At 54.5% G+C, this 11,980-nt stretch carries 13 protein-coding genes; 7 read left to right on the forward strand and 6 right to left on the reverse strand.

The window, feature by feature from the left end; all coding sequences use genetic code 11:
- Window positions 1-148 precede the first annotated feature (148 nt).
- From NSQ80_RS07190 to NSQ80_RS07200, 3 genes are all read right to left on the reverse strand, one after another.
- Window positions 149-568 carry a hypothetical protein gene (locus NSQ80_RS07190; RefSeq protein WP_198136148.1) on the reverse strand — a complete coding sequence of 140 codons (420 nt, stop codon included), beginning with the start codon at window positions 566-568 and terminating at the stop codon, window positions 149-151.
- A gap of 391 nt (window positions 569-959) precedes the next feature.
- Window positions 960-3,020, reverse strand: coding sequence for an LTA synthase family protein (locus NSQ80_RS07195; RefSeq protein ID WP_339301934.1), 2,061 nt, complete (start codon window positions 3,018-3,020; stop codon window positions 960-962).
- Window positions 3,021-3,080: 60 nt separating this feature from the next.
- Window positions 3,081-4,226 carry a class I SAM-dependent RNA methyltransferase gene (locus tag NSQ80_RS07200; RefSeq protein WP_323076215.1) on the reverse strand — a complete coding sequence of 382 codons (1,146 nt, stop codon included), beginning with the start codon at window positions 4,224-4,226 and terminating at the stop codon, window positions 3,081-3,083.
- A 138-nt stretch (window positions 4,227-4,364) separates the two neighbouring features.
- On the opposite strand from NSQ80_RS07200, the gene NSQ80_RS07205 reads away from it, so the two are divergent.
- Window positions 4,365-4,994, forward strand: coding sequence for an O-methyltransferase (locus NSQ80_RS07205; protein ID WP_009222735.1), 630 nt, complete (start codon window positions 4,365-4,367; stop codon window positions 4,992-4,994).
- 375 nt (window positions 4,995-5,369) lie between these two features.
- Window positions 5,370-6,719, forward strand: a complete 1,350-nt coding sequence (locus NSQ80_RS07210; protein ID WP_339301936.1) for a lytic polysaccharide monooxygenase — start codon at window positions 5,370-5,372, stop codon at window positions 6,717-6,719.
- Window positions 6,720-6,777: 58 nt separating this feature from the next.
- On the opposite strand, the gene NSQ80_RS07215 is transcribed toward NSQ80_RS07210, so the two are convergent.
- The gene (locus NSQ80_RS07215) at window positions 6,778-7,038 is read right to left on the reverse strand and encodes a helix-turn-helix domain-containing protein (RefSeq protein ID WP_339301938.1); all 261 of its coding nucleotides are present in this window, start codon (window positions 7,036-7,038) and stop codon (window positions 6,778-6,780) included.
- Here NSQ80_RS07215 and NSQ80_RS07220 point away from each other — a divergent pair.
- From NSQ80_RS07220 to pfkB, 4 genes are all read left to right on the forward strand, one after another.
- A complete protein-coding gene (locus NSQ80_RS07220; protein ID WP_339301939.1) occupies window positions 6,980-7,876 on the forward strand; it encodes an MFS transporter in 897 nt (298 codons plus the stop codon). The two genes, NSQ80_RS07215 and NSQ80_RS07220, sit on opposite strands and share 59 nt — an antisense overlap.
- 10 nt (window positions 7,877-7,886) lie before the next feature.
- Window positions 7,887-8,099 (forward strand): hypothetical protein, encoded by a 213-nt coding sequence (locus NSQ80_RS07225; RefSeq protein WP_323076220.1) that lies wholly within the window; start codon window positions 7,887-7,889, stop codon window positions 8,097-8,099.
- Between the two features lie 81 nt (window positions 8,100-8,180).
- Window positions 8,181-8,930: a DeoR/GlpR family DNA-binding transcription regulator gene (locus NSQ80_RS07230; protein ID WP_323076221.1), complete on the forward strand. Its 750-nt coding sequence runs from the start codon at window positions 8,181-8,183 to the stop codon at window positions 8,928-8,930.
- A 7-nt stretch (window positions 8,931-8,937) separates the two neighbouring features.
- The gene (gene pfkB, locus NSQ80_RS07235; RefSeq protein ID WP_339302165.1) at window positions 8,938-9,855 is read left to right on the forward strand and encodes a 1-phosphofructokinase; all 918 of its coding nucleotides are present in this window, start codon (window positions 8,938-8,940) and stop codon (window positions 9,853-9,855) included.
- Window positions 9,856-9,971: 116 nt separating this feature from the next.
- Here the strand turns inward: pfkB and NSQ80_RS07240 are convergent, their stop codons facing one another.
- Window positions 9,972-10,673: a cupin domain-containing protein gene (locus NSQ80_RS07240; protein ID WP_009222741.1), complete on the reverse strand. Its 702-nt coding sequence runs from the start codon at window positions 10,671-10,673 to the stop codon at window positions 9,972-9,974.
- 175 nt (window positions 10,674-10,848) lie between these two features.
- Here NSQ80_RS07240 and NSQ80_RS07245 point away from each other — a divergent pair, with 175 nt between their 5' ends.
- Window positions 10,849-11,070, forward strand: a complete 222-nt coding sequence (locus tag NSQ80_RS07245) for a DUF2905 domain-containing protein (protein ID WP_339301942.1) — start codon at window positions 10,849-10,851, stop codon at window positions 11,068-11,070.
- Between the two features lie 159 nt (window positions 11,071-11,229).
- On the opposite strand, the gene NSQ80_RS07250 is transcribed toward NSQ80_RS07245, so the two are convergent.
- Entirely contained in the window at window positions 11,230-11,913 is a 684-nt protein-coding gene (locus NSQ80_RS07250; protein ID WP_009222743.1) for a DUF559 domain-containing protein, read from the reverse strand.
- Window positions 11,914-11,980 lie beyond the last annotated feature (67 nt).

The following is an 11,980-nucleotide window of genomic DNA, read 5'->3' on the forward strand; positions in this document are numbered from 1 at the left end:
AACCGCCGGAGCTGGGCTCCGGCGGTTTTTTTAAGGGTATCAGCCGTTTCGGATTCTGCCTTTTAAGCTAATCATGTCTTTCCTGCGATAGACACTGTAGATGAGGCCGATGGCAGCTAACTGAGCCAACAACTGGCTTCCTCCAAAACTAAGAAAAGGAAACGAAACTGCAGAAATCGGGAGCAATCCCAGCGACATGCCCATGCTCCAGAATAAAGCTCCAAGTCCGGAAATGAGCATTTTCCCATAAGTATCGCTGGCGCAGCAAAAATCCGAGCAGCCGATCGTGACTGCGTTCGCTTAGCAGCATCGGCAAGAGGTAGGCCGCTGTGACGAATGCCAGGTAAGCGGCTGCCCAGGGACGTGCATACCTGGAGATGGCTAACATGAAGGTGAACGTGGCGGCATATAGCAGAAGGCTTGCAGACGACGGAATGGATGCAAACAGCAGTAAAGGAAGGACACCGAGTAGAATGATTTTCCCTAAAGCCTTCCCGTACCCCTCATTCTTCTCGACCCTGGACAGCAGTCCGGCTGCCGCGATGATAAAGAGATAGGGGCAGAGCACTTTAATACTTATCCCTCCGAAAATATAACCCCGAACGCCATTGATCTAAACTGGCTCCAAAGATGGGCAGCCCAAATAAGACCTACCGATAATCCATAAATCATCCAAGGCCTTAAAGCGGGAAAGAGCGACGCTGGCGACACTCCATTTCGTTCTTCCCGATAACGGTAAAAAAGTTCGCTATATCGGCCAATTTACGTAACTGACCGAGAATAACGGACTTTTTTGGCTCTATCTAACGGTAGTATAGCTCCAAATGGCGATTTAGCCAACTGTCCACGAAAATAACACCATAAAAGGGCGCTATTTCGCGATATGATCAACAATTGGACGAAATAACGCCCTATATTACCGCTATTCCACTCGCTCGCGTTGCTCGCCGCGCGGCCCCTTAATCCTCCTTGCGGAACGTCGCAATCAAATCGGAAGTGATGATTTCGTCTGAGATGCGCAGGCGCTTCATCGCTTCTTCGTGCGGAGCGCGGCATGCCTCGATGTCGGTAGCGTTCCGGCTGGTCAAGTCGTAGCAGCTGCCATTCGTGAACAAGTTATCGTCGGACGGAATGTAGTACCGCTCGCCGTCCGTAAACGCGCCTGAGCGCAGCACGACCAAACGATCCAGCGCGTGGTCATTTCCGGTGCCGGCAAACAGATTATGCCCCATCATGTAGTAGGAATCCGAGGATATGCCCAGCAGATGCAGCAGCGACGTCGCCAAGTCGAGCTGACCGGCAGGCTCCTCGTAGACGCCGGCGTGCTGGCCGTCCGGCAGATGGATGAGCAGCGGCACCTGATTCATGATTTGGTGCATATCGAGATCGCTTAGCGACTTGCCGAAGAACTGCTCATACACCGCTTTGTCGGTGATCGAGTTGTCGTGGTCCCCGTAAAATGCCAAGATCGTATGCTCCCACAAGCCTTCTCGCTTTAGGCCCTCCACGAACTCCCCAAGCGCGGCATCCACGTAATGCACGGCCTGCAAATAATCGCCGAAAATAGTGCCTTTGAACTCACCGGTATCCAGTTCCTGTACCGCAGCCGGCAGCGAATAGGGATGATGGCTCGATAAGGTGATCATAAACGAATAAAAGGGCTGTTTCTCCTGAGCCATGATCGTGAGCGACTGCCGGAAGAAGGATTTGTCCCCCAGCGACCAGCCCAGGGGCTCGTCCAGTTGGAAATCTTTTTTGCTGAAAAACCGGTCGTAGCCCATCGCTTGATACATATTGTTACGGTTCCAGAAGCTGCCCTCGTACGCATGAAAAGCATCGGCGGTATAGCCGTCTTGCGTCTTCAGAATCTGCGGCAGCACGTCGAACGTATGGTTAGGGTAACGGACAGCAACCGAGCCTGTTGGCAACGGATGCAGGGAGCTGTTGGAGGAGAAGTCCGCATCCGAGGTGCGCCCTTGACCCGTCTGATGATAGAAATTCGAGAAATAAAGGCTCTCATCCATTAGCTTGTTGAAGTTCGGCGTGATTTCTTGGCCGCCAATGGTCTTGCCGATCATGAAATTCATAAAGGCTTCGGCCTGAATGACGATCACATTGCTGCCGGCGTACGCCCCAAACAGGTCATTATCCGCATGGCGGCGCTGGCTGGCTTCACTGAACCACTGGCGGATCTCATCCTGCTCCTCGGCGCTGACCGTTTGGACGCCTCCGAGATGCTCCTTGAGGAACCGGCTCGTATCATAGTAATGGAAGCCTAGCAAGCCGGTCACATTGTATAAGGAGACGTTCCACCAGTTGTTTTCGAACAGCCCCACCGCCCAGGTTTGGGTATAGAAGCGAATGGGCCCCATCGTGAGCGCAAAGCCGAGCACAAAGACGCCGATCCCCGTATAGAGGCGGCTGAATCGGCGCCAGCCGACCGAGCGGCGGGCGGTGCCGCCAAAGGAGACGGGCGCGAAGGAGCCGCCGCCCAGGCCGGTGTAGGCGTTGTAGCCGCCGGAGCTGCGAAGCCAACCTGATTGACGGCGGCTTCCGCCACCGCGTATCAAGCGCCGGACAGCCTTAAACGCCGCCCAAACGGCCCAATCGGCGATAAGCCACAGATCGGCTACGCGGATCAGCTCGCGAATGCTTCCGCCCAGATCCCCGACTTGTCCGGCCTGCAGCAGGACGGGCACGGTCAGAAAATCGCCGAAATAGCGGTAATAGATCAAATCGGCGAAGATGAGTACGGTGAGCAGCACGTTTAGCACGCCTAACGCGATCCCTCTGCCACGCGGGGGCAGCCACAACGTCCAGAACGAAGCCAGTAGGATGGAACCGACGGCGATCAGATCGTCCAGCAGGTTCATGTCGATATAGCGGGCGTGCAGATTATTATGCAAAATGACAAGTTTCATGAAGATGGCGGCCACAAAAAAGAAATAGACGAAATGGCGGTACTGCAGCCGAATGCTGAATCGACTGCCGAAACCGCGAGGAGATGTCAAACGCAGCATGACGACATGTCAGCTCCTTTCCTTGCAAAGGTGTAAAAGGGAGAGACCCTCCCTCTGCACCTAATGGCGCGGAGGAAGGGGCCCAAGATACTGCAAATATTGGCATTCGATACGCCCGTTGTACAGCTTGCGGCGCTTGTCCGCTTTGCGCTGGAAGTCGTGCTCGAACTGCTTGGTCGGAGTCAGCGCGAAAAAGGACCATGTCGGCAGTCCGGCCATCACTCTCCCAAGCTGGGCGATCAGCTTGCGCACTTCCTTCTCTTCACCAATCCGCTCTCCGTAAGGCGGGTTGGTGATCATCACGCCGTAATCGCCCTGCGGCTGGATCTTGGCGGCAGGCATGCAGGCGAACCGGATTTCGTTCGCCAGCCCGGCGCTTTTGGCCGCGGCTTTGGCGATTTCGATCGCGGCCGGGTCAATGTCGCTGCCTGCGATGTTCAGCGGCACGTCATCCCGTACCGCGTCAATCGCCTCGTCGCGCGCTTGCTGCCACAGCTCTGGCGGTACAACCGGCCAAAGCTCGGCGTTAAACGTGCGCCGCAAGCCCGGCGCGATGTTCCAGCCGATCATCGCCGCCTCGATCGGCAGCGTCCCCGAACCGCAGCACGGGTCGTAGAACGGGCGCACCGGGTTTTGATTCCAGCGGCTGAGCAGGATCATCGCCGCCGCCATCGTCTCCTTGAGCGGTGCTTCGGTCGCGTGCTTGCGGTAGCCGCGCTTATGCAGCGCCGGACCGGTGGTATCCAGTGTCAGCAGCGCCTTGTCGTTGAGCAGGTTCACTTCGATCACGTAGCGCGGTCCGGTTTCTTCGAACCACTCGGTATGATAGGATTGCTTCAGCTTTTCGACAATTGCCTTTTTAACAATCCCCTGACACGCCGGCACACTGCTGAGCTGCGATTTGTGCGAGCGGCCCTCCACCGGAAACTCCCCGTTGGCCGGGATAAAATCCTGCCAAGGCAGTGCTTTGGTACCCTCAAACAGCTCGTCAAAGGTGACGGCAGTAAACTCGCCCATTTTGATGAGGACGCGGTCCGAGGTTCTGAGCCACAAATTGCAACGGCAAATGTCGATCAAATCTCCGGTAAAATTCACCCGGCCGTTCTCCACAGCCGTATCTTCATAACCTAATTCTTTTAATTCACGCGCCACCACGGCTTCCAGGCCCATCGGGGCGGTTGCGATCAGTTGCAAAGGTCCAGCCATATTTACGTCAATCACTCCAGCTTCGCATAGACTTGTGAGAATAGCGGAAAAACCATACAATTCAGTATAGGCCAATGTCCAACAAGTTACAAACGGTTCTTCGATTAAGGAATGAACGGATGAAAGGAAGATTAATCCATGCTGACACCGGAAGAATACGGTGATGAATTATATGCCAAGGATGAAGTGCTGGAACGGGTGACCGAATCGATCGCAAACCATGGGATGCGGGATGTGTCGATTGCACCGGGATATGGGCGGCTGCTGACGCTGTTAGTTAAGCTGGCTGGAGCCAAATCCGTGCTGGAGATCGGTGCGCTGGGCGGGTACAGCGGCATCTGCATGGCGCGGGGATTACCTGCGGACGGGCGGCTCGTGTCCCTGGAGCTGAAGGAGGAGAACGCCGAGCTGGCGCGGAGCAATTTGCAAGAAGCTGGATTCGGGCAGATGGTGGAATATATGGTAGGCCCCGCGCTAGACAGCTTGCATACCTTGGAGCAACGGGGGGAGCGGTTTGATTTCTTTTTGATTGATGCGGATAAGGAAAACTACCCGAACTATCTCGAATATGCGATCAAGCTGGCGAAACCGGGGGCGCTGATTGCCGGCGACAATATCCTGCTGCGCGGTCGGACGTTAAATCCGGACAAAAACGGGCCGTCGGTGCAGGCGATGCGCAGGTTCAACGAGATGATCGCCCGAGACGAGCGGCTGATCAGCACGCTGCTGCCGGCGTATGACGGGCTGGCGCTGGCGATGGTGAAATAAGGCATCCGACAAGAAACATAAGATAGACAAGAACCTGCTGGAATGGCGGGTTTTTTGATGTGGCAAGTTGCCAAGAATGCACTATTTTTTACAAAAAAATAAATAATTGTTCACAAAAATGCAGCAAATCGTGTATAATTTGGACATCAGCAATATTCCCCATAATTAACATCCTCTTCTATTCTTGTTAATTCCCTTCATGATCTCACGGCGAAATGAACTTACGGTATAAGCTCCTTTGGGGGTTTATATATACTTCCTTCAGAAAGGGGGGCGTTTAGGGTTCCTGCAGAAGGTATGTAGAAGGTAGAATCTGAAATGCACAGCCAAGGATCAGACACAAGGCACATTTCCAATTTCAAAGGAGGGACAAGCATGACTTCAACACGGCTAGCACAATCGTTAGTTTTGAAGGCGCTTACTTCTTTGTTGGTCATGGTGATTGCTGGAATCGGAATGATCCTGTTATCGGAACAAGCTTCGGCCCACGGCTGGGTGGACGGGCCGGCAAGCCGGGCGATCTTGTGCAAAAACGGCCAGAATACGGACTGCGGTGCGATCGTGTACGAGCCTCAAAGCTTGGAAGCGCCCAAGGGCTTCCCCAATTCCGGCCCGGCGGATGGGAAGATCGCCAGCGCAAATGGAGCTTTCCCCAAACTTGATGAGCAGTCGGCTAACCGCTGGACCAAAGTGAACATCTCGGCTGGTACGAACACCTTCACCTGGAAATTTACCGCTCCCCATGCTACGGCAAACTGGAAATATTACATGACGAAGCCGGGCTGGGACCCTAATGCCCCGTTAACGCGCAATTCCTTTGATCTGACACCGTTTTGCACGGTTAACTATGGCGGTGTGCAGCCTCCGTTTACGTATTCGCATACTTGCAACGTACCGGCGCGGACAGGGTACCATGTCATCTTAGCCGTTTGGGAGATCGCCGATACCGCGAATGCCTTCTACAACGTCATTGACGTGGATTTTGGCGGCGGCAATTCAGGGGACACGACCGCTCCAACGGCGCCGACTGGTCTGACGGCTACGGCGGTCACCTCGAACTCGGTTACGCTGGGCTGGAACGCCTCCAGTGATAATGTTGGCGTCACCGGCTATCGGATTTATAACGGCAGCAACCTGGTCGCCACTGTATCGGGATCGACGCTTAGCCATACCGTGACCGGGCTGAATGCGAACACGTCCTACACGTTTACCGTCAGGGCGGTGGATGGAGCGGGCAACAGCTCCTCGCCCAGCAATTCGGTGACGGTGACGACAAGCCCGGCCGCTAACGATCCCGAGGCTCCTTCGGCTCCCGGCAACCTGCATGTCATGGGGACAGCTACGTCCTCCAGCGTGACGTTAATGTGGAATGCTTCCAGTGACAATGTGGGTGTAACAGGCTACCGGATTTATCGCGGATCCACCTTGTCCGTCACTGTGCCTGGGACGCAGACCAGCTTTACGGTAACGGGACTTAGCGCTGCGACTTCGTATACGTTCACCGTTCGTGCGATTGACGCGGCCGGCAACGAATCGGCAGCCAGCAACGCGGTGCAAGTGACGACAGCGTCAGCCCCCGCTGCGCAGCCTTGGGCCCCCAATACCGCTTATGCGGTAGGGGAATTGGTCAGTTACAACGGGGCGATCTACGAATGCCGCCAGGCCCATACTTCCCTAGTAGGCTGGGAGCCGCCGAACGTACCGGCTTTGTGGCTGCTGAAATAACCTGAATAACCTAAAATCCCTCGGCTTGCCGCCGAGGGATTTTTTTTTCGCCGGACATTTAGTTGTCATGGTGCTGAACAGGGGGGTTATTCCATCTGGCTGCCCAATTTTCCATCTCCTTCAGCGCACTCTGGAAATCGAGGCCTTTAGGAGTTAGTGAATATTCAACCGTGACGGGGACGGTGGGGAAGACCTGGCGGTGAACGATGCCGCTCTTCTCCAAATGACGCAATGTGTCGGTCAATGACTGCGTCCGGACGATGGACAAGGCGCGCCGAAGTTCCTGGAACCGTTTCGGTCCTTTAGACAGCTCGAACATGACAAGAAACGACCATTTCGCCCCAAGAATTTGCAGCACAGAGCAGATATTGCCGAATTCGTCGTCGTTACGTTCCCAAAACTTAACGATATGGATGCTAACGCTTGGCGTCTTTCTAACCGCGACCTCAGAGCTAACCGTCTCAGGGGTGATCAGCCAGATTGCGGGGGATTTTGGTATTACATTAGGCCTTACCGGGCAACTGGTCACGGTTTTCTCATTGGCTTATGCCATCGGGACCCCGCTGCTGATTTCCCTCACGTCACGTTGGGATCGCAAAAAGCTGCTTCTCTATGCTCAGCTTGCCTTTATCGCCGGCTGCCTCGTGGCTTGGGTGAGCCCGAATATCGCCGTGCTGATGATCTCGCGCGTGATCTTAGGAGCGAGCTCGGGCGTGTTCCTTGTCGTTTCCTTTGCGGCGGCTGCCAAAAACATCGCTCCGTACAAAATCGGAAGTGCCATCAGCACCCTGGTTCTGGGTTTCAGTCTTTCCATGATATTGGGCGTTCCGATTGGGATCGCCATCGCCGATTGGTTGAACTGGAAAGCGATCTTCTTGTTGCTTGGTCTGATCAGCGCCGGAGTCGCCTGGTTGATTACCAAGCTGCTGCCACCTATAGAAGGGGATGCGCCTGTACCTTATTTTCAACAGTTTAAGGTGCTGGGGAGCAACCCGCACGATTGCGGCAGGGCTAATTGCACAAACCGCGGCTTTGACCGTTTTACCTTTCACGGCGGGAGCGGTTTTTCCTGGGATTGGCTTTATCGGTTTGATGGTTGTAGCCATGTTTATGACCGGGCCGGCGATCCAAAGCTATTTTATTCAACGTTCGCCTGAATCTTCCGGTATGGCACTGAGCATCAATACGTCCATGACCCATATTGGTTTGGCTGCGGGGGCCGGGACCGGGGGAGTGCTGTTCCAGCAGGTATCGACGCTTCACTTCCACCCTTGGTTGGCAGCTACGATGGTGGGGATCGGGCTAGGTATTGCATATGTCGGATTTGCAGGGGAACGGAAGCGGCGTTCACAACTTGTGATGAAGGATGATAGAATTTGATTGAAAATGATTGATTATGATAGAATATGATTGATTTTTGCGTAGGATATGATACGATGGTTGGAGTTGGGAGGGGGAACGATGTTAACCGAAGAAAGACATCGCCGGATTCTGGGACGGTTGCAGGAGGTAGGCACCGTTAAGCTTCAGGAGCTCTGCGTCTTGCTTGAAGCGTCCGAATCCACCGTAAGGCGCGATTTAGCCGATTTGGAAGAACAGGGGCTGCTTCGCAGAGTGCACGGCGGTGCGACGCTCCCGATGATGCCCGGAGGCTTGGAGCCGGGGATGGTGGAGAAGTCCGCCGTCAATCTCCCGCAAAAGCAGCAAATTGCTGAAATGGCGTCCGGCTTGGTACGCAGCGGGGAGGCGATTTATCTGGATGCGGGAACGACGACGTTGGCCATGATCCCTTATCTGCGAGGGAAATCGATCACCGTCGTGACGAACGGCTTGCCGCAAGTGGAGGCGCTGTTGGAGGCGGACATTCCGGCTTATCTGCTCGGAGGTCTGGCCAAAAAACGCACGAAAGCCCTAGTCGGCCACCTGGCGTTGGAGCAATTGGCACATTTTCGGTTTGACCGGTGTTTCCTTGGGGCGAATGGGGTTCATCCCGATGCGGGGTATACGACGCCGGATCCGGAGGAAGCTGCGTTAAAACGCCGCGCTCATGAGCAGTCCTCCCTAACGTATGTACTTGCCGATTCCAGCAAAATCGGGAACATTGCCTTTGCCAAGATGTTCGAGTTGGAGCGGGCGACGCTTATTACGGAGCAGGTTCCGGAACGCTGGCGCAAGCCCATCACGGAAATCACAAACCTAATTGGAGGATAAACCCATGATGATCTATACCCTCACTTTAAATCCTTCCATTGACTATATCGTGGAGGTTGACGACCTGCAGCTCGGCGGACTTAATCGTATGAAACGGGACCTGAAGCACCCCGGCGGGAAAGGTATTAACGTCTCCCGCGTTCTAAAGCGGCTTGGGGCGGACACGACCGCTATGGGGTTTCTTGGCGGCTTCACCGGTGATTTTATTGAAGCAGCTTTACAGAAGGAGGGGATTCCTGCCGATTTTGTACGCATTCGCGGCGGAGAGACCCGTATCAATATTAAGCTCAAGCATGGCGAGGAAACCGAGATTAACGGCGGAGGGCCGCCTATCACGGCGGAAGAAGCGAATGCCTTGGTGGAGAAGCTGTCCATCTTGAGGGAAGGCGACCTGGTCATTTTGGCCGGCAGTCTGCCTTCAACGCTTCCCGGTGATTTCTATGAACAGCTGATCCGGATGTGCCAAAAGCAAGGGGCTGAGTTCGTCATCGACACCACGGGTGAACCGCTGCGCCGGGCGCTGGCGTACCACCCGCTGCTTGTGAAGCCGAACAATCATGAACTGGCCGAGCTGTTTGGCGTCGTGATTGAGACCCGGGAGCAGTTGATCGCTTACGGCCGCAAGCTGCTGGAAGAAGGGGCACAGCACGTGTTGATTTCGATGGCCGGGGAAGGCGCTCTGCTGATCAGCGGCGACGAGGTTTACCATGCGAACGTCCCACCCGGCAAGGTGCGCAACTCGGTTGGTGCCGGCGATTCGATGATCGCCGGATTTACGGGGATGCTCGCCTTGGGCGGAGACTTGATGGAGGCGTTCCGGGCCGGCGTTGCCTCGGGCAGCGCCACCGCTTTTTCCGACGATTTGGCCGAGCGCGGGCTGATCGAGGAGCTTCGGACGCAGGTGAGTATTGAGAAGATTGGATAAACCCGGAACCCCTAAACCTAGGGTATATCAAGATTAAGACCCCCAAGTTTCGCTTGGGGGTCTTGTTATCCACACTAAGAAATTTGATGGAATGCTTGGAGTTCTCTCCGCTGCCTTTAGGGTCCGTCGTGGTACAAATGCGCCCAGCCGTTGCCAATGACCTGCGGACGACGGGGATTGCCGTCGCTTTGCTGGTAAGGCCGCAGCCCGTAACCCTGGTTATACGGCGGATGATAGGAATGTGACGCAGAAGTCTGTTGCGCCTGGAATTGCGGGTTCGGTTGATGACAGCCTAGCGGAGGACCGATGATTACGGTTTGATTCAGCGGTGCGAACGCGGCTCTCACTTTTTCAACATCCAGGCAATAGGTGTGGGCGAACGCTTCAGGCGGAGTTAGCCGCAACATATCGGAAGCGGGAATGATCTCCGGAATCGGCTGATCAAAAATAGCCAGAAAACGCGTCCCATCCATCGTCGCGGTGTCATAATGCCACCAGCCTTGCGGGACGCTGGTCGCCCAACCGGGACGGGTGGGGTAGTGTTTCAGTTCTTTGGTAAACGGGTTGATGATCGAGACGACGACTTCACCCGAAATGCAATACACCAGCTCCGAGGCGTTTTGGTGAATATGCATTTCGATGACGTTACCTTTGTCGAGGTAGGTATCCAATAACGACATATTGCCCAGCGTATTTAGCTGCTGAATGGATAGTGTGTTGATGAAGTTACGTTGATCCTTGCGGAATGTCGTGTTCCGGTTGACGTCGAACGTGAACTGTGCGTTTGGTGACGTGAAATCCATATAAGAAACCGCCATGTTGTTCCCTGCCTTTCCGATGTATAGGCGCTATTGCTTCTACAGAATATCTATGTTTGAAATCTGGTTGATATGTATGTTTTGGGGAATCTTATAGGAGCCCTCGGGTTTGCATTTTCGGCAGACGGTTTGTATCATGAGGTCAAAACAGCATTTACATTAAAGGAGACAGGTCATGAGTAACGTTCCGAAAATACTGATCGTTGCCAGTGCGGTTCTTATCGTGATTGGCTTGCTGTGGATGTTCTTGGGGAGGTTTGTGCAACTGGGGCGGCTTCCGGGGGATATTTCGGTCGAACGCGGCAATTTTCGGTTCTACTTCCCGATCGTAACGTGTATCGTGCTCAGTGTCGTGTTCTCTATAATCATGGCCGTGATTCGGTGGTTTATGAAGTGATCCATCTAGGGAGGAGACCCTCCATCCAAGAACTGGCTGCTTGGCTGTTCGCTTCTGCCGCCTCCATAAAACTGCAAAAATCTTTTGCAGTTTTATACTTCGGCGGCCTGCCAGTGATGAAAGTTGCAGGGAGGGAGGGGTACTCCCCTCAATCTCCCCCTATAACCGCAAAATCGCATCCTTATGGAGTTCGTACTTTGTAACGTGCTTTCCTTCCGGTCCCGCGACTGCGAGGAGAACCCCTTTCGCGCTTAACGATTGCAGCGTACGTACAGCGGTCCGATGATTGAGGCCCAGGTGGGTCTCAACATCCACGGGTCGCAGCGGCCGGGCAAGCGTGCAGGCTAGGCGCAAAATCTCCCGCTCCCTTAGCGTAAGCGGATCGGCTGGGGAAGCGGCCGGCAAGTAGCGGTTGAGCACCATACGAAGCAGGGTGACGCACAGTTCCGGCCGGTTGGCGACATCATCGTAGGCGAAAGAAATCACCTGAAACCCCATCGCGGCCAAAAACGTTTCCCGGTTCAGCTCATAGCAATACTTTTGCCTGTCCATATCTTTGACATGGGGGCCATAGCCTTTAATTTCAATAACCAGCTTGACCGGCCCAGCTAACCAAACGAAATCGCAAAAATAGGACAATCCCCTCCAGTCCAACACTTCGTACTCCGGGTGCAGCCCCTCGAAGTTACCTTGAACCTCCCACCACACCTTTCGGCAAAAGAGCTTTTCGGCCTCTCGATGCCCGCGTTCCAAACGTCCTTTGTGTTCACCGGTCCTACGCTTCAGGTGCTCCTCAATAAATGCGGCGTGCGCTTGTTCAAACGCCATCTCCGTTCCCATCATTCCATCCCTCCCAGGAAAAAAAGAAAACGCCCCGGCTCCATCAATCTAAATGGATCGGGACGTTCTT

Origin of the sequence: Paenibacillus sp. FSL K6-2441, from assembly GCF_037964765.1 — a bacterium.
Classification (GTDB): domain Bacteria; phylum Bacillota; class Bacilli; order Paenibacillales; family Paenibacillaceae; genus Fontibacillus; species Fontibacillus phoenicis.